The 24,449-nt window shown below is 46.7% G+C and carries 20 protein-coding genes; 7 read left to right on the forward strand and 13 right to left on the reverse strand.

Going from position 1 to position 24,449, the window contains the following annotated elements:
- Nucleotides 1-2: 2 nt before the first annotated feature.
- The 10 genes from QT994_RS09700 to QT994_RS09745 all read right to left on the reverse strand — a co-directional run bounded on the left by QT994_RS09700 (nucleotide 3) and on the right by QT994_RS09745 (nucleotide 12,944).
- Nucleotides 3-605, reverse strand: coding sequence for a Uma2 family endonuclease (locus QT994_RS09700; RefSeq protein ID WP_333173815.1), 603 nt, complete (start codon nucleotides 603-605; stop codon nucleotides 3-5).
- A gap of 120 nt (nucleotides 606-725) precedes the next feature.
- Nucleotides 726-2,600 (reverse strand): adenylate/guanylate cyclase domain-containing protein, encoded by a 1,875-nt coding sequence (locus tag QT994_RS09705; protein WP_333173817.1) that lies wholly within the window; start codon nucleotides 2,598-2,600, stop codon nucleotides 726-728.
- 81 nt (nucleotides 2,601-2,681) lie between these two features.
- Nucleotides 2,682-5,990 (reverse strand): PAS domain S-box protein, encoded by a 3,309-nt coding sequence (locus QT994_RS09710; RefSeq protein ID WP_333173820.1) that lies wholly within the window; start codon nucleotides 5,988-5,990, stop codon nucleotides 2,682-2,684.
- Nucleotides 5,991-6,366: 376 nt separating this feature from the next.
- On the reverse strand, nucleotides 6,367-9,486 hold the full coding sequence (locus QT994_RS09715) for an AAA family ATPase (RefSeq protein WP_333173822.1): 3,120 nt from the start codon (nucleotides 9,484-9,486) through the stop codon (nucleotides 6,367-6,369).
- Nucleotides 9,487-9,550: 64 nt separating this feature from the next.
- On the reverse strand, nucleotides 9,551-9,892 hold the full coding sequence (locus tag QT994_RS09720) for a type II toxin-antitoxin system PemK/MazF family toxin (protein ID WP_333048127.1): 342 nt from the start codon (nucleotides 9,890-9,892) through the stop codon (nucleotides 9,551-9,553).
- Entirely contained in the window at nucleotides 9,885-10,160 is a 276-nt protein-coding gene (locus QT994_RS09725) for a hypothetical protein (RefSeq protein WP_333173825.1), read from the reverse strand. Before QT994_RS09725 ends, QT994_RS09720 begins: the two co-directional genes overlap by 8 nt.
- Before the next feature lie 104 nt (nucleotides 10,161-10,264).
- Nucleotides 10,265-10,729, reverse strand: a complete 465-nt coding sequence (locus QT994_RS09730; protein WP_333173827.1) for a type II toxin-antitoxin system VapC family toxin — start codon at nucleotides 10,727-10,729, stop codon at nucleotides 10,265-10,267.
- The gene (locus QT994_RS09735; protein ID WP_333025420.1) at nucleotides 10,730-10,993 is read right to left on the reverse strand and encodes a hypothetical protein; all 264 of its coding nucleotides are present in this window, start codon (nucleotides 10,991-10,993) and stop codon (nucleotides 10,730-10,732) included.
- A 331-nt stretch (nucleotides 10,994-11,324) separates the two neighbouring features.
- Entirely contained in the window at nucleotides 11,325-12,434 is a 1,110-nt protein-coding gene (locus QT994_RS09740; protein ID WP_333173830.1) for a hypothetical protein, read from the reverse strand.
- A 213-nt stretch (nucleotides 12,435-12,647) separates the two neighbouring features.
- Nucleotides 12,648-12,944, reverse strand: coding sequence for a hypothetical protein (locus QT994_RS09745; RefSeq protein ID WP_333173833.1), 297 nt, complete (start codon nucleotides 12,942-12,944; stop codon nucleotides 12,648-12,650).
- 148 nt (nucleotides 12,945-13,092) lie between these two features.
- On the opposite strand from QT994_RS09745, the gene QT994_RS09750 reads away from it, so the two are divergent.
- Nucleotides 13,093-13,632, forward strand: a complete 540-nt coding sequence (locus QT994_RS09750) for a cyclic nucleotide-binding domain-containing protein (protein WP_333048137.1) — start codon at nucleotides 13,093-13,095, stop codon at nucleotides 13,630-13,632.
- A gap of 108 nt (nucleotides 13,633-13,740) precedes the next feature.
- Here the strand turns inward: QT994_RS09750 and QT994_RS09755 are convergent, their stop codons facing one another.
- Together QT994_RS09755 and QT994_RS09760 are read right to left on the reverse strand one after the other, a co-directional pair.
- On the reverse strand, nucleotides 13,741-14,154 hold the full coding sequence (locus tag QT994_RS09755; RefSeq protein WP_333173835.1) for a hypothetical protein: 414 nt from the start codon (nucleotides 14,152-14,154) through the stop codon (nucleotides 13,741-13,743).
- 91 nt (nucleotides 14,155-14,245) lie between these two features.
- Entirely contained in the window at nucleotides 14,246-15,106 is an 861-nt protein-coding gene (locus tag QT994_RS09760; protein WP_333173838.1) for an FAD-binding domain-containing protein, read from the reverse strand.
- A 424-nt stretch (nucleotides 15,107-15,530) separates the two neighbouring features.
- On the opposite strand from QT994_RS09760, the gene QT994_RS09765 reads away from it, so the two are divergent.
- From QT994_RS09765 to QT994_RS09775, 3 genes are all read left to right on the forward strand, one after another.
- The gene (locus tag QT994_RS09765; RefSeq protein ID WP_333173840.1) at nucleotides 15,531-16,904 is read left to right on the forward strand and encodes a tyrosine-type recombinase/integrase; all 1,374 of its coding nucleotides are present in this window, start codon (nucleotides 15,531-15,533) and stop codon (nucleotides 16,902-16,904) included.
- A 66-nt stretch (nucleotides 16,905-16,970) separates the two neighbouring features.
- Nucleotides 16,971-18,146 carry a bifunctional diaminohydroxyphosphoribosylaminopyrimidine deaminase/5-amino-6-(5-phosphoribosylamino)uracil reductase RibD gene (ribD, locus tag QT994_RS09770; protein WP_333173842.1) on the forward strand — a complete coding sequence of 392 codons (1,176 nt, stop codon included), beginning with the start codon at nucleotides 16,971-16,973 and terminating at the stop codon, nucleotides 18,144-18,146.
- Between the two features lie 45 nt (nucleotides 18,147-18,191).
- Nucleotides 18,192-18,791: a hypothetical protein gene (locus QT994_RS09775; protein WP_333173845.1), complete on the forward strand. Its 600-nt coding sequence runs from the start codon at nucleotides 18,192-18,194 to the stop codon at nucleotides 18,789-18,791.
- Nucleotides 18,792-19,077: 286 nt separating this feature from the next.
- Here QT994_RS09775 and QT994_RS09780 read toward each other — a convergent pair whose 3' ends face one another.
- Nucleotides 19,078-19,989, reverse strand: coding sequence for a PPC domain-containing protein (locus tag QT994_RS09780; protein ID WP_333173848.1), 912 nt, complete (start codon nucleotides 19,987-19,989; stop codon nucleotides 19,078-19,080).
- A gap of 93 nt (nucleotides 19,990-20,082) precedes the next feature.
- Here QT994_RS09780 and QT994_RS09785 point away from each other — a divergent pair, with 93 nt between their 5' ends.
- The 3 genes from QT994_RS09785 to QT994_RS09795 all read left to right on the forward strand — a co-directional run bounded on the left by QT994_RS09785 (nucleotide 20,083) and on the right by QT994_RS09795 (nucleotide 24,258).
- A complete protein-coding gene (locus QT994_RS09785; RefSeq protein WP_333173851.1) occupies nucleotides 20,083-21,786 on the forward strand; it encodes an NAD(P)/FAD-dependent oxidoreductase in 1,704 nt (567 codons plus the stop codon).
- A gap of 181 nt (nucleotides 21,787-21,967) precedes the next feature.
- Nucleotides 21,968-22,450: an FxLYD domain-containing protein gene (locus QT994_RS09790; protein ID WP_333173854.1), complete on the forward strand. Its 483-nt coding sequence runs from the start codon at nucleotides 21,968-21,970 to the stop codon at nucleotides 22,448-22,450.
- 80 nt (nucleotides 22,451-22,530) lie between these two features.
- Nucleotides 22,531-24,258: an ABC transporter ATP-binding protein gene (locus QT994_RS09795; protein ID WP_333173856.1), complete on the forward strand. Its 1,728-nt coding sequence runs from the start codon at nucleotides 22,531-22,533 to the stop codon at nucleotides 24,256-24,258.
- Nucleotides 24,259-24,449 lie beyond the last annotated feature (191 nt).

A 24,449-nucleotide genomic window follows, 5' to 3' on the forward strand; every position in this document is an offset into this window, starting at 1 on the left:
AATCACCAGATTTTTGCCATCCGCAAGACAAATCCCGGTAACTCTGGATCGCCGCTGACTGTTTGAGGATTATCTAATATTTCAGGTTCGCGATCGGGACGGTAGATGTAGACTTTTCTGCTTTTGCGATCGAGCAAAAAGCCGAGTGATACACCGTTCTCAATATATTCTTGCATCTTGTTTTGCAATCCCTTGAGAGTGTCACTAGCAGACCGCAATTCAATCACAAAGTCTGGACAAATCGGTGCGAATGAGGCTTTTTGTTCTTCAGTTAAGGCATTCCAGCGCTCTAGTTTAATCCATGAGGCATCGGGAGAGCGGGTTGCTCCATTCGGCAAGGTAAAGCCTGCACTGGAGTCAAACGTTTCACCTGTGCCATCTTGTTCTGCCCAGTTCCCCAATTGTAGGGCAATCTTACCGTTTCGATTCCCTGTATCTGAAAAGGCGGGTGACATGATAATGACTTCCCCACTGGCTGTACGCTCAATTCTCAAATCGCGATTAACTAGACAGAATTCATAGAACTGTTCAACAGTCATCGATTGGATCGCAGGGAAATTGACCGTCATTGGGACGCTTTCGGTTTGGATTAGCAGCGTCGTCATGGTTTTTCCTCAGTTGGTGCAGGCGTGATAGAATACCTTGAGCTTACACTATTTTAGCTTGGCGATCGAAAGTCTTAGTCGCTCGGCGAGTCCGAGGCTTGTATCCGTTTTTGCGCGGGATCAATAATCTTTTTTCCCAGTCAGCAAATAAGTAACCATGTATCCCTTGCCCTTGATTTGAATGGCACCGCGCTTCTGAAAAGTATATTTATCTTTTAATATCTCGTAGGTTTCGGCGGTCACTTGAATGCAGCCGGTAATCCCGTGGGATTCCATGCGCGAAGCAATATTTACTGTGTCGCCCCAGAGGTCGTAAATAAACTTTTTTAAGCCGATGACGCCGGCAACGACAGGGCCACTGCTAATCCCGATCCGAATGCTGAAAGGTTCCAAATGCTCTAAACTCAGGAGCCGAATTTCGTGCAACATATCGATCGCCATGTTCGCAACCGCCTCCGCGTGATCCTCTCTGGCCGTAGGCAAACCGCCGACAACCATGTAAGCGTCACCAATAGTCTTAATTTTCTCCAAACCGTGGCGATCAGCCAAGTGGTCAAAAGCCGAAAAAATATCGTTGAGCACTTCCACCACCGCCGTCGCTGAAATTCTCGACGAAAGCTCTGTAAACCCCACAATGTCGGCAAACATCACAGTTACTTCCGCAAAACTTTCGGCGATATTGTGTTCATTGTCCTTCAAACGCAGGGCGATCGCTGCCGGCAAAACGTTCAGCAGCAATTGCTCAGATTTAGCTTGTTCGAGTTCCAACTGTAGGTAAGCAGCCTGCAACTGTTCGGCTTGGCGAATTCTTTCTCGGGCTAGCTTTTCGATTTGGGCGGTGCGGCTCAAAGCTGTCAGCATATATGTCACCGGAATCAAAGTCCACAGCATCCCCATCGTCAGAGTTCCCCAAGAGCGCCAGTGCTTGCGAATCCTCCGAATTTCCGGCGTTGCAGACACGTACATAGACCACTGGCGGCCGCTAATTTTCAGCCGCCTTCTGCAAGCTGTATAGTTCGGGCCTGGATTGTCAAGAATCGGGCAGTTTTGCATCAGGGATCGGTCAGCAGTGGCTGATGCTGGAAGCACTTGTTGGCTCGCGGATTGGAACTGCACCGCAAATTGCTGAATTTGGCGCTCAGCAGGGAGATTTTTGAGAACTGGTTTCCCCGTTTGGGGTAACAGCGACGGTGCTTCTTGCTTGTCTGGAGTCTCGCTAACGAGATAAATATTGAGGTAGTCAGTATTGCGTCCTTTTAAAGAGATTTGGAAAATATCTTTGTCTCGAAATACGCCCAGAACAAATCCTTGTAGCAGTTGGCGACGGGATTCCAGGGTAGTGGGTTTACTGCTGTTTTCGTAAATCGGAACTATGCCCAAAAGACCCTGTTCGGGGGAATTGCCATGAGTTAAGCCGATGTAGTTGGTGACCATCATTTCTCCTGTATCGCGCCCTCGATCGAGCGCGACGCGGATTTCTGGGTGGGAGGCGAGGTCAAAGCCTAATACTGTCTCGTTTCCGGCTGGTGGTTCGACGTAGAAAGCCGGGAAGTATTCGGAACGCTGGAGGGCCTTGCGGAGTTCTCCTCGCGGGCCGCGCTCTGTAATCTCGAAGCTGGGCTCTGTTTCGGTTCTAGCTTTGGTTTCGTAGTTGCGCCGCTGCGAATTGGGGACGCGGGGGGCCCAAGCCAGGAGTTGCAGGCTGGGGTGGACGGATAGGGGCCGAGCAACAAACCGGGCAAAAGAGGAACGCTCGACGGCGCTGAAGGCTTTCATGTAGTCGCTGAGAGCGAGAACAGTATCTAAGTCGGAGTTGAGCTGGCGTTCGATGCCGATCGAAATATCGTCGATGCGGCGCTGCATTTCGTAGTCGCGGCGCTTGTCTTCCCAGTCCCAAACCAAGGCGAATGCCAGGATCGACAGTCCGACACCCAAAGCCAGCGTCAACCCGGCTGGAATGTAGCGAGACCAGGATAAAGGTAGTTTTTTCAGCATAATTGCCTAGCGAATAAGGGCAGCAGATTAGCACACCGCTGAGTGCGATTTGTTTCGGCCTATAGATTAATGGACGATCGCTCAGCAGGGGATTTCAATCCAGAATTCCGCTCCCTGTCCGGGCGCTGAGATGCACCGCAGGCTTCCCCTATGTTTTTCTACCACAATTTGATGGCTGATGGATAATCCTAAGCCAGTTCCAGACCCTACGGGTTTGGTGGTGAAGAAGGGGTCAAATAGTCGCTTGCGAACCTCTTCGGTCATTCCCGGGCCACTGTCGGCGATGCAAACGACGATACGATCGCAATGACTGAGCTGACTTTTAGGGTCGCAGTTCAACCCGCCTTTTTTCATGAGGGTGCGAATCACGATCGTCCGAGGTTGCGGTTGGTTTTCTAGAGCGTCGATCGCATTGCTGATAATGTTGAGAAATACCTGATTTAACTGCCCCGGACAACAGTAACTTTTCGATATTTTTCCGTATTCTTTAATAATTTCAATTCTGCTTTTTTGACTTTCCTGATGCAAGCGGTGCTGCAAAATTAACAGCGTGCTATCAATTCCTTCGTGAAGGTTTACCAACTTCATTTCGGATTCATCCAGTCGCGAAAAGTTCCGCAGCGACAACACAATTTTACTGATTCTTTCTACTCCTACTGTCATGGAATTTAGCATTCTTGGCAAATCTTCTTTCAGGAAATCTAACTCTAGATCCTTAACTTTTTCAGCAATCTGAGGAACTGGGGACGGGTAGCATTCCTGGTAGAGATTCAACAGTTCTATTAAATCCTGAAAATAGTTGTATGTGTGAGAAATATTGCCGTTAATAAAAGTTGCTGGATTGTTGATTTCGTGGGCGATCCCAGCCACCATCTGACCGAGGCTCGACATTTTTTCTGATTGAACTAATTGGATTTGAGCGTTTTGTAGCTGTTCGTAGGCTTCTTGCAATTGGGCTGCTTGTTTTCTTAATTGAGATTCGGAAGCTTGCAGTGCGGCGGCGGAAATTTTGCGGTTAGTTATATTTTCAATCATCCCTAATTTATAAATAGCTTTTCCTTCCGCGTCTCGAATCAAAGTAGCTGTCACGTTTACCCAAACAATTTTACCTGTACCGGCAAGCTGGCGGATTTCAATTTGATAGCTAGTAATTTCTCCCCGCTCAAGAGAATCAGCAACTTGGATATCTTTTTGATTATCTTCGGGGTGCCCAAGTTCTATAAATGTTTTGCTCAGCAATTCTTCGGCGGTATATCCCAGCATTTCGCAGTAAGTTTTATTGACTCGCACTAACTTGTAATCGTCTAAGTTGGCTAAGTAGATAGCGATGGGTGCATCTTCAAAAATTGTGCGAAATAGTTCCTCGCTGGCCCGGAGTTGAGCTGCTAGGGAAAGCCTGTCGGTGATGTCTTCAAACGTAGACAAAATGCCGACAACATTGCCGTAATTGTCGTGTAAAGGTATTTTATTTGTATCCAGACAGCGCTGGGTACCGTCGGCTTGCATTTGGAATTCTATGATGTGATATTCGGGGGTGTTTGTTGCCATGATGCGCCGATCGCAGGATCGAAAAAATTCTGTTTCTTCGGGCTTCCAAGGCATATCGAAGTCGGTGAGACCCGCTATTTCACTGGGGTGATTGAAACCTGCGACGTTGGCAAAGTTTTTGTTGCCTCCCAAGTAAACTAAATCTCGATCTTTCCAGGCGATTAACTGAGGAATGTTATTGATTACCAACCACAGCATTTTTTGGGATGTTTCCAAGGCCTCCGTGCGTTCTAGGACGCGCTTTTCAAGTTCTTGATTGGCTTGTTGCAGGGCTATTTTTGATTCGCTGAGGGCGATTTCTGCTAGCTTGCGATCGCTGATGTCGATTGTCACTCCTTCCCACAGTATATCGCCGCCCGGTTGCAGTTCGGGGCGAGCGATGCCGCGAATCCATTTTAGTTTTCCCGATCCGGTTACGATCCGCCCTTCATATATCCAAGGTTTTAAAGTTTTGCCGGAAATTGCGATTGATTCTAACAGGGTTTTTAGGTCTTCTGGATGCACCGTTGCCCAAATCAAATCGGAGTTTTGTTGAACTTTTTCGGGATCTAATTCGTAGAGTTCCCAACAGCCGGAACTGACATAAATGAATTGATCGGAACCGTCGGGATGCAGCAAGTATTGATAAATCATTCCCGGCACGTTGGCGGCCATTTTTTTGAATCTGGCTTCGCTTTGCCGCAGTGCTAATTCTGCAAGTTTGCGATCGCTAATGTCAATCAACAAGCCGTCCCAAATAATGTCATCTTTTTCGCCCGGTTCTGGCCGGGAAGCCCCGCTAATCCACTTAATCCGATCGCCCGGAAAAACTAATCTGCCTTCCCACCGCCAAGGTTCTAAAGTTTTAGCTGATATAGCAACTGATTCGTGGAAGCTGGGCGCATCCTCTGGATGAATGATTTCGATAGCGGGAATAGCTGAATTTTGGAGTACCTCTGGTTCTAATTCCCAGAGTTCGCGGCAGCCGGAACTGACGTAGGGGAATGACACAGTGCCGTCTGTTGCTAACTGAAATTGATAAATCATTCCGGGAAGGTTGGCGGCTAGTTTTTGAAACCTTGCTTCGCTTTGCCGTAGTGCTGTTTCTGCTTCTACGCGATCGGTAATATCGTAAAATGCCGATAAAATTGCGGTTTCGCCATTAAAATTAATCGCTCGCATAGACATTTTTACCCAAAACAAACTGCCGTTTGGTTTCTTGAGGCAGATTTCTTCGCTGTCACTAAAGCCGTTTTCTTTGACTAATTCTATCAATTGACGGCGGTCATTGATATTGGCATAAAGTTCAATTTTTTTGCGTCCGATAAGTTGTTCGGGACTCAAACCTAAACTTTCTCCGAGGGCAGGGTTTGCATACAGAATTACGCTGTCTTCTAGGCGCGTAATTGACATGGGAACGGGAGTCACAGTGGCGATCGCCCGCAATTTTTCTTCGCTTTCTTGGAGGGCTGTTTCGGCTGCGACTCTTTTGCTAATATCGTTCTGAACTCCGATAAAATGAGTTAATTTTCCCTCATTGTCTAAGATGGGGGAAACCATTAATTCGTTCCAAAAAGGAGTTTGGTCTTTGCGATAATTTTTGAGAACTACCTGAATTTCCGTTCCCGCTCGCAAGCTGCTGCGGAGTTTGTCTAATTCGGCCTGATCGGTATCGGGACCCTGCAAAAACCGGCAGTTGCGTCCCATAACTTCTTCGACACTGTAACCGGTCAGTTTCTCAAAAGCAGGATTGCAGTAGATAATAGGTGTGTCAGGCTTGCGAGCATCGGCGATGAGGATGCTGTTGCTCGACGCTGCGATCGCCCGCTCTAGGAGAGACAGGTTAAAAGAGTCTGTTGTCATCTGTGGCAATATTCACGCTTCTTCGGAGCGGACAGAAGAATAAAAAATTATAAACACCTTAAGGCTATTCTTATTCTATAATCTTATTTTTAATTTAGCTTTGTTAACAAAGTCACCAGCCCACAAAAGTCGGCGATGGAGACGACTAATACTATTTTAGATGTTAGATTTTAGATTGGCAAGGACTGATTCCATTATGGTTTGGGGCACGGGCCTACTTCCCTTTTGGTTTGAAAGTAGTACAACCGAAGGCATTAGGCACTAATCCCGAAAACAGAAGGTGAAAATACCGAAGGCTCAAAGAAAACAGAGGGTGAAAATACTGATATATTGAACTTTTTTTCTTCTCCTCCTTCCATCCGGCTCGTCAACCCTTTTAAATTGATAAGCTGATGGAAGAACCTTGAGCAGTTTTGCTTACTTCAATCCTGGCTTGAAAAGCTTCTTTCAGGTGAGGCATATGGGTAACGGTGAGGATGCAGGCGAAGTCGGAGGCGATCGCATTAATTGCAGCAATCAGCCGATCGCACCCTTCAGCATCCTGAGTCCCAAATCCCTCATCAATAATCAACATTTGCAAAGCCGTACCCGCCCGCTGAGACAGCAGTCTCGCCAGCGCCAGCCGAATCGCAAAATTAATCCGAAAAGCTTCACCGCCCGAGTAAGTTTCGTAGGCGCGAGTACCACGAGCATCAGCAATTAAAATGTCTAAAGTGTCAATCAATTTAGTTGCTTTTTTAGAAGCAGCCGCCCGCTGAGTAATAAATTGAACGTGCAATTGATTCGCGCTCAATCTCGACAATATCTGATTAGTTTCTGCTTCGAGTTGAGGCAAAACATTTTCAATCATTAAAGCTTGAATGCCGTTTTTACCAAATGCTTGACCCAACTCTTGATAAACTCGCTGCTGGCGTTTAGCAACTTGCATTTGCTCTTTTTGAGCTACTAGCTGAACTTGGAGATTTTCCAGATTTTGCTGCTGCTGCTGGAGGCGTCCGAGATTTCCCAAATGTTGGTCTAACTGCTGGCGGCGGCGACCCATTTGCTGTTCGATCGCACTTATGCGGGCTGTGGGATCGGGATGTTCTTGCAATTGCTGGTTCATCGCGGAAGTTTGAGCGCTGACAGCTTGCAAATCTTGATCGCGCACAGCGATGGAATTTGCTATTTCATTAACCCGCTGCTGCACTTGCGGGTACTGCACAGTTGCCGATCGCAATTTTTCGGCGCGGGCGATCCAAAACTGCGATCGGCGCATTTCGCTGCGGACGTGTTCGTGCTGTTCCAAATTATAGCCAACTTCCGCAATGTATCTATCTAAAGACAGAATTTTCTGCTGTATTTCCGAGCTATTTTTTTGCTGTTCTAACTGTTGCTGTACTGTGACTAATTGAGTTTGCAAATCCGGGCGGCGGGCATTAATTTTATTCAGTTTCTGGTGAGCGTCTTTGATTTGAGCTTGCTTAATTTCCGCCCACCGCAAGCGCTTTTCATCGCTGCGGGCGAGGGAGTGGCTGCGATCGCTGTAATTGAGCTGTTGCAGTTGCTGTTCGATTTGCTGGAGTTCGCCCAAGTCATCGGCTGCATATTCGCCGGTGCGTAGCAACCGCTCTATTTCTGCCGCGTCTTGACGCATACTTTGCAGCCGATTTTCATCTTGGCTGAGTCGATCTAATTGTGCTTGTAAATGGCTGCGACGTTCTCGCAATTCTTGGTAGGGCGCTAATTCCTCTTCTAGTTCGCGGTATTCATGTCTGAGAACTTGAATTTCGCGCTCAGAGACGGCCAACTGTTCGCGCACAACCCACAGTTGATTCCAAATTTCCTGCTGTTGCGTGTGGTGTTTTGTGACTACCAAATTCCAGTAGTGTTCGTCTAAAGGTCGATCGCACAAAGGACAATTGCCAAAATTTGCATCCCGCACCATTAAAGGCGAATTCGATGGCTCGTTTTCCGCAAAATTCGAGGCTTTACCTTCACCTGCGCTGGTTTCTCCTTCATGTTTCCGCAGCAGTTGCAGTTTTTGGTCGATCTCGGCGAGTCTGGTTTGATAGTCGCGGCTTTTGGCTTGCAGGTTTCCGAGAAAGTCGTGCCTTTCTTGACCTTTTTCGCGAACGCGCTGCTGATAAACTCGCTTGTTTTCCAACTGCAAAATTTGATTGGCGATGGCCGAGATTTCCTGCTGTAATTGTGGCTGTCGCTGCTGCTGCTGAACTTGCACCTGTCGGTTGATTTCGTCTAAGCGGGCGGTTAAACCGGCGCGGGCGCGATCGAGCTTTTGTTGCTTTTGCTGCTGCTGTTGTAGCAGCGGCGAAACTTGCAGTTGCAGTTGCTCTAGTTCGTTGAGGCGCGATCGAACTGCTTGCAACTGCGCGAGTCCTTTGTCAACCTCCGGCTGCTGTTTGAGAATTTCCAGAACATCTTTTTCATCTTGTTCTAAAACCTCTAATTGAGCTTCTAACTGCTGAATTTTGCTTTGCAAAAAGCTGAGTTCTTGCCGTTGCTGTTCTTGCAATTGCTGACGCTGATTTTGGGCTTGTTGATTGGCTTTGAATTTACCAGCCAGAGTTTCTTCTGTGGCTTGCAAGCTTTGGAAATACGCGATCCCTGCTGTTATTTCCTTTTCTTGCCCTAGGAGGGCTTGCAGCTCATTTTGCTGCTGTTTGGCTGCGCTGAGTTCTTGCTGCAAGCGGCGGCATTCTTGAGTGATATTGTAGTGCTGTTGCTGGTGGCCGGCGAGGAGTTTTTGCCAAGTTTGGCGGTTGTGGTGCTGGAGTTGAAGTTGCTGCAACTCGGTTGTGTCGGCTTGCTGCTGCTGCTGAAGCAAGTCGGTTGCTTGCTGCAATTGAGTTTGTTCTGAAACGATCGCTTCTTTTTGTTGCAGTTGCTCTTGTGTTGTCTGCAAGCCGTGTTTGAGAACTTCTACTTGGGCTTTAAATTCTCTCGACTTTTCCTTGGCTTGTTCCGATAAAGTATCGTAGCGATCGAGCTTGAGCAGGTTGGCTAAAACTTGTTTGCGTTCGATCGGCTTTTTGAGCATAAATTCATCAGCTCGCCCCTGCCGCAAATACGCCGAGTTGATGAAAGTATCGTAATCGAGTTTGATGTGTTCGAGGATTTTTTGCTGAGTTGTTCTCAGACCTTTGTCTGTGAGCGTGCGAAAATTAAGTTTTTCCTCGCTCTCGGCAGAATTCAAGCTAACTTGAAATTCCAAACTTCCCGATTGTCCACGCCTGCGGTTGCGAATCACGCGATAGATTTGGCCGCCGGTGGAGAAAGTGAAATCAACGCGCACATCAGTTTCGCCGATGTGGATGATATCGTCTTCCGTATCGCTGCGACAACAGCCCCAAAGTGACCAGGCCATCGCTTCTAACAGGGAAGATTTGCCAGCACCGTTAGGCCCGCAAATGCAAGCGGTGTGCAAGCCGCGAAAGTCTAAAGCAGCTTCGCGATAGCTGAGAAAATTTTTGAGTGTAAGTTGTAGAGGAATCATTTAGGCCATCGCGCCATACAATCTATCTATAAATAACACTATTTGTACGCTGTTGCCTAGTTATTCAATCCAGATCCAGAACAATTGTCAGTGCTTCTGCACTTTCTTCCATAATTGTCTCGGACAAGGTTCCGAGTTGTCGGACAAATCTTTGTTGGGAAACGGAACGGACTTGAAAAGCATCGGCGGCGGAAAGTTTCGCCAAGCCATTTTCTGATGTCGGTTCGAGCTGCACCATCCAATCAAGCGGGGAAAAAAGATCGTTCCATGCTGTAATTGGAACAATTACTTTGAGCCGCAAATTTCCCACTTCATCATCGCTGACAACCACAACTGGTCTAGTTTTGCCGATTTCATCTCCCACCGTTGGATCGAGTCTGACAAGCCAAATTGCGCCCTTACGCATTAGTTTTCACCCCTGCGTTCAGGTATTCTTCCTCTGAATCGAAATACGGTTCGCTGTCGGGCGACCACAAATCGTGAAGCGGCCCTCCTGGTTCATACAAGGGGACTGCTGCTTCGGCTGCGGCTCTGAGTCTCCGTTTTCTCTCAACTTTGCGCTGGGCTTTTTCTTCTATTTCTTCGCGCATCATCCGCGAAGCTGTTTCGATGATTTCTAGGCGTTCTTCTGCTGTCAGATTTTTGAGTGCTGCTAAGATTTCTGTTTTGGTCACGGTTTTTTCGGGTGATTGGTGAGAAAGTGCGATCGATCCGGGAGCATCCCGATACTCGGCTACAAAGGAGATTTGTGCGGTTTTTACTGTACGGGCTTGCGACCTTACGGGTAGTTGTTGGGATTTTCAACTATCAAACCCTCACTTGTTGCTGCTGCATTCAGCTCCCCGTCAGCAGATACAAAAGTCATCGCAGGCAAACTGTTAGCTGTGCAAAGGTTATTTATGCCACAGCCTGTTGCTAGCTGCACAGCATCATAGCCTCGCAATCCGTAGGTTTCAGCTAATGCCATTGCAGAGTTAATAATGCTTTCGGTGAATTCTACAACCTGATACTCAGATTGTAGGTCACTCCTGAACTGATTGCACGCTGCTGTAGCATCTGTCGCATTGATACTTCGGCCGCGCGACTTTCTGGTAATTGCAGCAACAATTTCAACACTTGTAATAGCAGCAATCAATATATCGTTGTTAAGTGCAGGATCGCACAAACTCAAAACCCATGCCGAACCTATTTCATTAATGTAGCGTTTGACCAGCGCACTGCTATCTACAAAATAAATTGTCATCTAGCGGCGTTCCTCAATAATTGTCTCAGAAACAGGCTTGCCCTGTACCTGAATTAGTCGCCGTTCTGTTTGCTGACTCCCAGAAGAATGCTTGATTTTTTTTACTAAACCAGAAGTTAACAGCGCTTGGTGCAATTTTGTCCGTTGAGCAGTTTGTTCTTTCTGGGCCAGATATATCCCTATAGCGCGCTCTAGTTGCTGTAGTTCTAGCAGTTCCAGAGTGTCAAGCTGATTGAGGATTTTGTTGAAGATTCCCTGCGGCATAGGATTCTACTTTTTACGCTTGGCTAGTCTGTCTATTATATAACTATCAGACTTGCACGCTGTCATGAATATTCCGGCTTTCTGGACTTAGATTGATGGCTGAAACGACCTATTATCCTTCATCTATCGGGGTTGTGCGTCCAGGACGAGTAAAGAAACCCGGTTTCTACGAAGATTTCAAACCCTACATTACTGGTCTGTGCTTATGGCGCACCCTACATTGATCGCATAGGCAGGCAGATTTTCCATCATCAAAAAGGGTTGACTGTATTCCTACAGCCAACCCCGCGCCTATTTATTTATTTGTCCTGCGTTTGCTCAAACAGCAACACTACCGTGTCATATTGGGGAACGTATAGCCGACACCGACTAACAATCCCACGTCAGCTCCGTCAACAAAACCAATATTCAGTCCCGCTGTTGCTGTAAAATTTCTCGTCAGCGGCACATCTACACCCCCCGAAATCAGGAAGCCAAAATTACCGTCATCCCCGGTAGTAACTATCACGCCAGCACCTGCATAGGGAGCAGCACTAATCACAAAATCTTCGCTGACTTCGACGGTCTCTTGAGATACAAAATCGAAGGTAACGGGAACTAAAAGAGTTAAGTTATCGCGGAACAAAACAGTCGGTCTCACCGACAAATTGTTCGTCAAACCGATTTTGCTAATAATCGCAAATGAACCGTCGCCTAAAGCTGAATCTCCGCCAAAACCTACATTGCCGCCAATGCCGATGTAGCTGGGCCCAGAACGGGTTGCTCGGCCTGGTCGGATTTGAGTTCCTTGAGCCACTTTTTTAGTTGGTTCTGAAGCAGTTGCTGGTTTTTCAGCAACTTTCGGTTGGTTTGTCAAAGCTGAGGCGGAAGTGCTGACAGGATTGCTCAACAATTCTTGTGCTGTTTTGACTTCTTTTTCTTCCTTCGTTGCTGTTACTTCAAGATTATTGCTCTCGGCAACAATTGAGGTAGGTCGATCGCTCTTTTTGGCAGTCTCGACTTTTGACTCCACTTTGACACCATTATCAGCAATTTTAGCGGTTTCTTCCGACTTTTCAGTCTCAGCAGCAATGGAGGTATTGGGCGCTGTTTCTGTTCCACCAATTTCAGATGTTGCTGCTGCCGATTTTTCGGGTGCAGTAATAGATACTGGCAAGTTGGCTGCCGGTTCAGAGGCTGCTGGCTCTGCCGCTTCTGTTAGTTCACTCCAACTGATAGAATCAATTTTTTTATTACTAGCCGTTGTTTCTGCGTCGGGTTTAACTGCTGAAGTTGCCGCAGGCTCAGAAATTTGGTCAATATTTTGAGCGGCTATTGTTGCAGTTGTAGCGACATCGGGCAAGTTGCCAGTTTCAGCTTTCGCTGACATGGGACTGCAACAAACAGCTAAAGCTGCAAGATTTATTAACGCAAAAGTAGACTTGGAAAATAGACTATTCATAGAAACTCCTCAATGAAGGGTGTGTTAAAAGTGTAAGTGTTTGAGGGCGACCGTCAAGAGCTTTGCTAAAAAAAGACACAAATATGAGTTGTGTTGTTCCTAGATTGGCATTTTACCGTTGAATAGTCAACTCTCAAGCTGATTAGATTCAAGAACGGACGCCCGGTTTTGAGGCTAATTTTAATTTACAGATCGATCGGCAAAAAATCAATCCTAGGGGTGATTGCACCCTTGCTCCTGTTTAATTGAGGGGTCGATCGCGCGTCTGGCTTGCATTCTACAATACTGTACTTGGGGGCGCTGCACTCCCAGCCACGCCGGAAAAATCCGGTTTTTGAGGGCGCACCAGCTCGAAACCAAGAGACAACAAGCTTTCAAAACAGTTTTGCCACCCCCGCCGTCCAAAGCAAGTGCAGTTAAAACAACGTGATCGGCTGCTGCACAGTCCCTGACAATTAATGTAGAATAATACCACCGATTCGAGAAATATTTGTGGCTCGATCGTGTCAATATTACTTAATTTTATGAAAATTGTGTAAAATTTAGTGTTCTATTTGTAAAGTTTAGCCTTCGCTTTCGCTCAGGGTCTGACCATCTAACAACAGCACGCAACTAAACAAGTAAAAAAATACAAATTATCTCATCTCAACCTGACTTTATGAGCAAAGTTCTAGTCATATTAGGCGAATTGAGCGATCGCGACATCGATTGGATGCTCGCCAACGGCACCCGCACCCAAATCCTCCCCGGCACCACCCTCATCACCGAAGGTAAGCCCTTAGACGCCCTGTACATAGTTCTGGAGGGAACTTTGAGCGTTGCTGTATCATCTTTGGGCGACAAAGAAATTGGAAAAATTATTTCCGGGGAAGTTTTGGGCGAAATGTCTTTTGTAGACGGGAGGCTTCCTTCTGCTAGCGTCACGGCAATTGAAGAGTGCCTCATCCTGTCAATTCCGAGGCGGCTGCTAACTGAAAAACTAGAGCAAGACGTGCTTTTTTCCCTGCGGTTTTATCGCGCGATTACCAAATTTCTTTCGTCGAGACTGCGGGGTACAGTCCAGCGCTTCGGCGATGATAGTGAGGGTTTAATATATCAAGAACCCGACGACGAGGGGGCTATCCCGGAAAATGTCGAAAATCCCGATTTGGCTGAATCGAGATTTCAATGGCTGTTGGAGCGTTTGAAGGGGAGTTGAAGGAAGAAGGAAGAAGGAAGAGGGAAGAAGGAAGAGGGAAGAAGGAAGAAGAGAAAAGAACACCTATTTTCAATTTCCTATTGCCAATTGCCAATTCCCAATTCCCAATTAAAAAACATATTTTTCAGCGACGCGCCAGTAGCGGGAAAAACGCTTCAAATCAATGTAACCATCGTAGCGGACAAAGGGTTCCGGTGGCAAAACTTCTACAGGGATCGATCGCTTAATTTCCCCGCAAATATCCTGAAACCGAGGACTGGGACTTTCCGCAGTCACCACTTGATTAGCGCCGGATTCGATCGCAAAAGCGATAACTTCCGCAGCCACATCGCCCCGCCGAATAACTACAGGCAACTCCAGCAAACATTCGTAAATAAACACCATTCGTTTGAGACTCAACTGCCATTCATCAATGAGTGCATCATCCCAAACCCAGATGGCGGGTGCCTCTGGGTGCGCTTGAAAAGCGGGGCCTTCAGGACTCAAGCAGTCGCCGTGCAGCCAAATAATCGGATTGTTCATAAATTAGTAATTGTTGACTGTTGACGGTTGGCTGTTGACTGTTGACTGTTGGCTGTTGATTGTTAACTTATGACAACTGCCAACTGACTTTTTAATTTCTGCTACCTTTTTTATGGCCTTGCCAACTTTTAGAACCGCCGCTACGATCGACCTTTTCTCCCGAAGGAAACAACTTCCCTTCCAAATATTCGTAAGTTCCCTCAAAATCGCATTGCCCGTAGAGAGGACAATCGCGACAATAAACCCCCTTAGTGTAACGCTCCAAATTTTCCCGATTAAAAAAATAAGACTTGTGGCTAAAAGTGCTGGCTACCCACTGCCAAGAAAGATTATTGCTCGCCGGATCTCCATCTAGCAAATGTTGCAAAAACCAGCGAGCTCCGGCTTGCCAACGAACGCGCCGCCAGTGTACGAGATAAGCGGCCATCCACATCCGCTGGTGGTTGTGCAAATAACCAGTTTCTCGCAACTGGCGACTGAAACTGTCGATGCACACCAAACCAGTCGTGCCCTCGACGACATCCTGTGGCAGAGTTTCGCTGTAATCTTTAGCAGTGTAACCAGTTTTGTAGGGTTCCTGGTCTTGCCAAATCCCGTTGCCCAATTCGGCGTACAGTCGCTGCCAATAATCCCGCCAACCCAACTCGTTGACGAGTTTTACAGCCTCTTCTGGATGTCGCACCTTCTCCAGTACGGCATCCCGGACTTCCGCAAGACTCAAAACTCCGTAGCGCAAATATGGCGACAAGCGCGTTACTCCACCGTTGAGGAAATTGCGGGTTGAGGCGTACTTGCTGGGGTCTATTTGTTGTAGGGCTGTCTCGGCTGCTTTCCGCCCGCCTGGGGTTGGGGGTACGCTGCTGTCCCGGGCGGCGGCTTCGGGGAACTGTTGGCGCACGTAGGCAATTAATTCGTCGCGGTTGGCAAATTCCCGCTTCATGTCCTGACTCATGGTTTTTTCAAGCGCCTGCTATTCTTTCCTCATGTTAAAGCTATTCGATCGGGCGTGCGGGTCGATCGCCCTACATTGCCCTTCACTCCTGGTAACTCAGATCTTGCACCATTGTCAGCAACAGGCTTTCGGGCCTGTTCCACAAAAGATAAATATTTCTTGTGGAACAGGCCCGAAAGCCTGTTCATAAAAGGCTAATTGAGAATGGTGCAATATCTCAGTGGTAACGTACAGTTTGCCCCAGCCACAATCGATCGTCGGATCGCAGGCAAAATTACCATCAAAGTGAATACACTTTAATCGTAAATATACGATGCTGCTTTTATAGTAGTTTCTAGCAAAGTACATCTATCCCTCGATTCACCGAGATTTGATAGAAATTTGATAGAAAGCTGAAACCCTTACAGAACCTTGAAAAATCAATATGTACGCTAAAAAACCAGCCCTACCAGAGACGATTACTGTTCAGTCCGATAAAGGTAGCCTTCGGTTACAATTCAGCACTAAGTACAATCCCATTTTTGGCGGGAAGCGGAAGCATCAGGGTTTAGGGATGAAAGACACACCCGAGAACTGGCAAAAAGCAGTTGCGATTGCTTACCGGATTGAAGGTGACTTGCAGCACCCAGACTGGCAACAGTTGTTTGACCCCAGTTTTGCTAAGTACGGTTTAAAAACCAAGTACACCGCTGAATTGAAATTAGCAGCACCAATACCTGAGCCTGAACCTGAGATGACAGTAGGGGCAATGTGGGAGGATTACTTGATTTGGAAACAACCACAATTGCAGCCGACTACGTTTGAGACTATTTTTCGCGGAACTTACACCAACATCATCAAAGGATTGCACTGGGATTATTCCCGACATGAATTTATTGACAATGGAAGTGAAATATATAGCCTCTTGCTTTCAGACAGCAATCTAGAGCAACGGATTACTCAACAAACTGCAAGTGTTAGAAATAAAGTACGGGTTCAAGCCGAACTTTCTCAAGCTTTTGCCAGATTACAATCTATGGGTAAAACAAAGCTTACTGTTAACCCGTTTGTGAGTATCGGTGGAAATACAGAAAATAAAACGGATAAGTACAAACCAACAATTAACGCAGCAGGAGAAGTTAAAGAATGGTGGGAGACTGATAATACTGACATTGATTCTAATGAAAGCGACCGTCGCGCTTTTACTAAGGAAGAGCGAGATACTATTATCAAGGCATTCTATGAGTCTTCAAGTCGGAGACATCGCCAAGCTGCGCCGTTAGTTGAATTTCTGTTTTTAACTGGATGTCGTAGTGGTGAGGCTTTCGCAATGCGATGGCAAGATGTATTTATTGGACGTAACAAAAACTATGTCATATTTAGTAAGTCTTATAACGGACGATTGAAAAACACTCAAGTTACTAAAACGGGTGAGGTGCGACTGTTCAAAATTTACCCTAAGCTTAACGATTTGTTGAATCGGATTAAGCCTATTAACGCTAAATACACTGATTTAGTTTTTGTTAATACACAAGGTAATTCTTACAACACGAATACTTTTGGTGACTTATGGCAAGAGGCCCGTTGCGGTGCAAAAGATAAAGTTTATTGCTATCCCGGCATAGTTACACAACTTGCAGAATCTGGCGCAATCAGTTGCTACCTCAGTCCTTATCATACCCGCCATACGTTCATTACCCTTATGGCAGAGGCTGGCACAGACTTACTTCTGTTAGCTACTGCTTGTGGTAACAGCGTTGAGATAATACAACGACATTATTTAGGGGTTAATACAGAAGCAAACTTCCCAGATATCTAACCTGTTTTTACCTGTAGAGAGTGTTAAAGTAAGTACACTCAGGGATAGATATAATACCAAAATCTTATGGAAACTTTTCCGGCGGACGCTCAAGCGATCGCCAGCTTAGCTAACCGACAGCAGCAAGGTACAAAACAACTCGACAACAGCGAAGTTCAAGAGTTCGATCGAGCCATGATGCGCCGCTGCATAGAATTGGCTCGCCGTGCTCTCGGCAAAACCGCACCCAACCCCCTTGTCGGTTCTGTAATTGTTCGAGACGGCAAGATTGTCGGCGAAGGGTTTCATCCCGGTGCCGGTCAACCTCACGCCGAAGTTTTTGCGCTCCGGGAAGCGGGGGAACTCGCCGAAGGAGCGACCGTCTACGTGAACCTGGAACCCTGCAACCACTACGGCCGGACTCCCCCCTGTTCCGAAGCTTTAGTTAAGGCCAAGGTGGCAAAAGTAGTGGCTGGCATGGTCGATCCGAATCCTTTGGTAGCTGGAACTGGTCTGGCCCGGCTGCGAGAGGCTGGCATTGAAGTGGTGGCGGGAGTGGAAGGGGAAGCTTGCCAGAAACTCAACGAGGCTTTTGTACACCGGATTTTGTACCGTCGGCCTTTTGGAATTTTGAAATATGCGATGACTTTGGACGGTAAAATTGCTACCACTACCGGCCACAGCGCTTGGGTGACAGGCAAGGAGGCTCGGAGCGAGGTACACCGGGTGCGCGTCGGCTGCGATGCTGTGATTGTTGGGGGAAATACGGTGCGTCTGGACAATCCCCTACTGACGAGTCACAAGCCTGATAGGAATAATCCCCTGCGGGTGGTGATGAGCCGCACTCTGGATTTGCCGAAGTCGGCTTGGTTGTGGGAAACCTCTGTGGCGGCTACTTTGGTGCTGACTGAACCTGGGGTTAACCCGGAATTTCAGGAATTTTTGATCGCAAAAGGGGTGGAAGTTGTGGAATTGTCGCCGCTGACGCCGACTAATGTTATGGCTTATTTGTACGATCGATCTTTTCTTTCTGTACTCTGGGAGTGTGGCGGCACTTTGGCGGCCGAGGCAATTGCTGAGGGTGCAGTTCAAAAAATTATGGCTTTTATTGCTCCTAAAATTGTCGGCGGCCAAGGAGCTCCAACTCCTGTAGGAGATTTGGGGTTTTCGGTAATGACTGATGCTTTGACTTTAGAGCGGGTTTCTTGGCGCGCAGTGGGTGCAGATTGTGTGGTGGAAGGCTATTTGAAAATTAAAGATTGAAAGTTAAAAGCGAGTCTTTCTAGTTTTTGATTTTTAACTCTTTTTATGGTTGAAATTCTGATTTGGAGTTTGATGGTTGGCAGTCTCGGCTTGGAGGCGGCGCTCGCGGGTGTATTGGTGAGCCGCGAGCAATTGGCTGCGTGGCAAAAATACAACGAGGAGGAGGAAGTTTTGACTCGGTACGAATCTCAAGAAGATAATTTTAATGGGCCTGAAAATGCGCCCTCGAATGGCAATCCCAAAACCGCTCCTAATGCTGTTGATTTGACGGTTTGGGAGTACAAGATTGTGCGGGCTAGCAACGATTTGTTTCGCAATCCTGCGATTTTTCACAAGCTGTGCCAAGAAGAGGCGGAAGTTGGCTGGATTTTGCTAGAAAAGCTCGACGACAGGCGAGTGCGGTTCAAACGTCCGATCGCGCTGCGGGACGCCCCAAGGCCTAATTTACCCACCTTTGACCCTTACCGCACTCATTACGGCCCGATCTCTAATGCGATGAGTTGGGCTGCGGCGATCGTGTTTCTGAGTGCGATCGTGCTTCCTGCGGTTTTGGGCTATGCTTTGGTGTCTACTACTCTAACCAGAAGTCGCTCTAATTGGCCTCCGACACCTGTTCAATCTTTGCCCTCTCCAAGGAGGGGGTAAGAAACTAATAAGTGAAAGATCGGCCCCATGGAAGATGGAAGATGGAAGAGAGAATTGTTTGTTTTAATATCAAGTACGGTAAAAAATTTATAATTAGGTTTGTAGTGAGGACTTAAGTCTTCTCTTCTCTTAAGAGGGTGACAACAAACAATTATATTATAAGTCATTAACCGGACAATATCTAACTGACAAACCCGCAGAATAATTTAATTATAAATTTTTATTTAATTCTGCATTCTGTCTTCCACCTTCAGATTTGGATCGCCTTCGAGTGTAAACCCTCATGTCATAGAAGCGGTGTGGGAGAAGGAGCGGAAAGCAATCTCAAGTCATAATTGGTATCGCCTTGAAATTGAGAAACGCGGACGACATAAGTCCCCGCAGGTAAAGGCCCATTGCTGACAATTGTTTCTGAAGACGTGCCTAACTTGTTAGACGAAGCAATAATATCGTCTAATCCAACTGCGCCGTTGCCGTTGAGATCTTGAATTAATTCAACATCAACATCTGCACTCAAACCGTCAACAGTGACACTGAAAAGGCCGGGAGTATTGAGGATGAAACTGTAAATGTCGGCTGGTTGGGCAGCGCCCACAAAATCGCTCGCAATTAGACTGTCTGTGAGAATACCCAGGCTTTTTGCTGCGTTCAAATTGTCGGCGGGATCGGGGAGAGCGCTCAACAGTCCTTCTTGTTGACCGAATTGAATGTAGTGGTCGATCGCACTTTTAACTGCGCCGCTATTGACTGCTGCTGCTACCAGCGGATATTTTTCTAGATAAAAGCTGGGATCGAAGAAAACGCTGGCTTTGCGGTTTTCTAATTGACCGGCTTTGAAGTAGTGTTCAAATGGGGTAAATTGATTTGTTTGGACTGCTGTCTGCACGTCTGGGTTGCTTGCTAGATAGAAACCAACATCGAAGAAAGGGTTGGGGTTGCGTCGTTCAAATTGACCGAATTTAATAAAGTGATCTGCTGCTGAAAAGCCATTGAGTTTGGCTGATACCGCTACATCTGTATTGGTGTCTAAATAATAGCTGGCGTCGAACAGGGCATTCGGGTCGCGATTTTCAAATTTGCCAATTTTTCGGTAGTGATCGAAGGGACTCGATACCGTGCCTCTGGCAACTGCTACGGCGACATCTGGGTTGTTTTCGAGATAAAATTTGCTGTCGAACAGTGTTCTGAGGGTTAGCATTATTAAAAAAATCTCTCTGGACTTTAGTCTGGAAATTGCACGATCAAGAATCCAGTTTACATCAAAGTTTTGTTTTGTGAGGAGGTCTTAATTATGGCTAAATCTGCACTGATGGCAATGCTGCGCCGCGCTGCGACTATTGCCCAGAAATCAAGGGAAACGGGCATTCCGGCTGATGAACTGCTGGGGATGCTGAGCGATCGCACTCCCAATTCTCCCATATCTCGGCGCCGCTTGCTGCACGGGGGCTTAGCTGCTGCGGGGGCTGTCGCTGCTGCCACTTTTACTAGGGAGGGAGGGGGAGCTTTTGCTCAACAGGGCGGACGATCGCCGATTTTGGTTGTGGGTGCGGGAATTGCGGGTTTGACGGCGGCTTATCGCTTGCGCCAAGGGGGCGTGCGCGCCGATATAATCGAGGCAACTAACCGCGTGGGGGGGCGGATACGCACTATACCCAAGGTGGCTGGAACGCTGATTCCGGCTGATGTGGGGGGAGAATTTATTGACACCGGCCACACTACTTTGATTTCCCTGGCGTCGGAATTGGGCCTGCGCGCGATCGACTTAGCCCAAGTGCAGAATGGACTGGTGAAGGATACTTTTTTCTTTGAAGGGCGCCGCTTTTCTCTTGAGCAAATAATCGCGGAATTTTCGCCACTAGCGAGTAAAATTACTGCTGATTTGCAGGCGGTTGGCGATGAAATTAGCTATCAAGATTTTACAGAAGCAGCGGAAAGATTGGACAATCTTTCGATCTCTGAATATGTAAGCCAAGCTGATACTAGCACGATTGTCCGGCAGTTACTCCGCATTGCTTACACGACTGAATACGGTCGAGATCCCGAAGAACAGTCGGCGTTAAATCTGTTGTTTTTAATCGGTTCTAAAGCTGGCAGTTTTGAATTGTACGGCAACAGCGATGAGCGTTATCAAATTGACGGTGGCAACAGTCAAATTATCAACAGTTTAGCAAGTCAATTGTCGGGCTCGATCGAAGCGGGGACGGTTTTGGAAGCGATTACTCTTTTACCGGATGGCCGCTATCGGGTAAATTTGCGATCGGGACAAAGCGCGTTCGATCGCACTTACGAGCGAGTTTTGTTAACTTTGCCGTTTAGCACTCTGCGAGACGTTAGAATTAACGTACCTTTGCCCCAACCAAAGCGTAGGGCAATCGAGCAATTGGGTTACGGTACTAATTCTAAGTTAGTTACCGGCTACCGCAGCCGCATTTGGCGAGAACTTTACCGATCGACTGCTTCTGTTTATAGCGATTTAGGATTCCAGAATACCTGGGAAGCTACGCCTTTTGCTCCTACTCCTAACGGTTTAGTTACTAATTTTACAGGAGGAAAGCAGGGTTTGTCGCTCGGTGCCGGAACTCCAGAAGACCAAGCACAAAGATTTTTGAACCAATTTGAAAGAGTTTTTCCCGGAGTGAGAAATTTGCGATCGGGCAAAGCTGTGCGAGCTTATTGGCCGGGAGAACGCTTTTCTAAAGGTTCTTATGCCTGCTATTTAGTCGGACAGTGGACGCAAATGTACGGGGTTGAAGGCGAACGAGTTGGCAATTTATATTTTGCCGGGGAACACACTTCGCTGGAAAATCAAGGTTACATGGAAGGCGGTTGCGAAACTGGACAAAGGGCGGCTGTTGAAATCTTGCAAGATTTGGGTTTGATACCTGCTGCTGATTCTGTGAATGCTCGAACTGCGAGCAGTTTGAACAGTCGCCGTTCGAGCCGAAAAGTTCCTGGAGCGCGGAATCTTGGGAATAGAAAGCCGAGTATTAGATAATCTCGTAAGGCGCGCATCTAAATTCTTGTGGGCCGTTGCTCCTAGCCCGTGCATCTAATTCTTGTGGGGTGGGCTTATAGCCCGCCCAAAAATTTAAATTAGTCGTAAGGTACACCATACAGAGAGATATGCAAACGTAAAATTCATGTGAATTATTATGTACAAATTCTTGCCAAAAAACATGATTATTTTACCTTTAACACTAGCTTTATCTAGTTTGCTAATGTCGCCGATATCGGCTCGCCCTTTGCTTACAGACTTTACAAATACACTTGCTCAAAATTCACCAGTTGATGAACCTTTTTGCTACATGAAAACCCCCGACGGCAAAACAGTAGACTTGGGCAAATTGTGCGAGAAAGAGCCAGCTTCTGGAACTTCCCCAACTTGTATTTCCGGTTCCAACATTTCTGCAAAAGTGTCAATTGCGGCGGCAAATTATGACGGCAAGTTTTTCAGCGGTCAAGTGCTTAATCAAGGCTGCAAAACAATCAAGAATGTCAAAGTCAATTATGAAGTTTTGGACGAGTCAGGCAATTTAATTGACAACGGATTTATCTACGCTGAACCAGTTACTCTTGCACCCGGACAGTCAGCCGCGTTTCGGGGTGCAGTTGTAGCGGGGGCTAAGGTAGAGGCTACTCATGCCGACGGTCAAGAATGATGGTTGAGATTGGCCCGATCGCTGTTATCATATTTTGGCTCAGATATCTCTAAAAACAGAACTTGCGAGGGCAAAATATCTTGAAAGCTCGATCGACATACTGGCAAATCTTACCCTACCTCCGTCCCCAAAAACAAACCATCGGTAAAGCATTAGCTTGTACCGTAGTATTTACCATATTTTGGCCAATTATAGCGTGGCTAGTTGGCGAAACAGCAAAATTTATAGGTAAAGGAGATTTACAAGGGTTTGCTCAAATTGCTGCACTCAGTGCCATTATATTTCTAATTCGCGGTACAGCCCAGTATGGTCAAGATACGCTGATGGCCAAAGCTGCTTTGACTATTGCTTTAGAAATTCGCAAAAAAGTCTACTCCCATCTTCAAACTCTCAATCTCGGCTACTTTGAAACTGCCAAAACCGGAGACTTATCCTACCGCCTCACCGAAGATATTGACCGCATTGGCGAAGTAGTAAATAAATTTTTTCATCAGTTTATTCCTTGTGTTTTGCAGCTAATTGCCGTCCTGGGATATATGATTTATCTCAACTGGCAATTAACTCTAGGTGCATTAATTATTGCACCGCTGATGGCTATTTTAATTGGTTGGTTTGGTGAAAAACTGTTAAGTTACTCGCGGCAAAGTCAAAATCGTATCTCTGATTTATCCGCTTTGCTGACAGAAGTATTCAGCGGTATTCGTTTAATCAAAGCATTTGTGGCTGAAGACTACGAAATTGCCCGCTTTGCAGAAGAAGCAGAACAGAACCGCCGCGCTAAGTATTTGTCCGAACGAGTAAAAGCACTTCAGTTCGTTGTAGTTGGCTTTCTGGAAGCGATGAGCGTAATTTTGCTCTTTTTCCTAGGAGGTTGGCAAATTTCTCAAGGAAACCTCACAGGTACTCAATTTATCAGTTATATCGCAGGGGTGGCACTTTTAATTGACCCCATCGCTATTACAACTGCTAATTACGGGGATTTTAAGCAGGGAGAAGCTTCTAGCGATCGCATTTTTGAATTATTAGCAATTGAACCCACAGTAGTCGAAAAGCCTGGGGCGATCGAACTTCCCCATGTTACAGGCAAAGTCGAATACCGCAACATTAATTTTGCCTATAACTCAGAGACACCCATTCTGCAAAACATGAGTTTGTTGGTGCTTCCCGGAGAAATGATTGCCCTTGTTGGTGCATCCGGTGCGGGTAAAACTACTTTAGTAAACTTGTTACCGAGATTCTACGATCCCCAAGCGGGACAGATTTTAATTGACGGTATTGATATTCAAGATGTCACCTTAAATACTCTGCGGAGGCAAATCGGAATTGTACCGCAAGAAACTATTTTATTTTCGGGTACGATTGCTCAAAATATTGCTTTTGGGCGATCGTATTATGAACTAAAAGATGTTGAAAAAGCGGCGCAAATTGCTAACGCTCATCAATTTATTAGTGAGTTTCCCGACGGTTATCAAACTTGGGTAGGAGAAAGGGGTGTAAATTTATCTGGGGGACAGAAACAAAGAATTGCGATCGCCCGTGCAGTTTTGCTTAATCCGAGAATATTGATTTTGGATGAAGCGACATCGGCGCTGGATTCGGAATCCGAAGGTTTAGTGCAAGAAGCGCTGGAAAGATTGATGCGCGATCGCACTGTGTTTATTATCGCGCACCGCTTGGCTACTGTGCGGAGAGCCGATCGCATTTTAGTTTTGGAAAAAGGCAGAATTGTCGAATCTGGGACGCACGAGGAGTTGCTGGAAAAGGGATCTCGATATGCTGGCTACTACGCTCAACAGTTTAGTCAGTAGGCTATGTTAAAAACCGAACCGGGTTTTTGGCCGTTTCTGCTGGCCTCAACGAAGTATTATCGAAAAAACCCGGTTTCTGGCTACCCGTGCGTAAGTCCTGTTCTAGATGAATAGCGCATATACTTAAAATACAACAACTACCCAAGATATTAAACACAACGAGTCAGTATAGCCATGCCTGCTAAAGATGC

Origin of the sequence: Microcoleus sp. S13_B4 (genome assembly GCF_036700885.1) — a bacterium.
In the GTDB taxonomy this organism is placed as follows: Bacteria; Cyanobacteriota; Cyanobacteriia; order Cyanobacteriales; family Microcoleaceae; genus Microcoleus.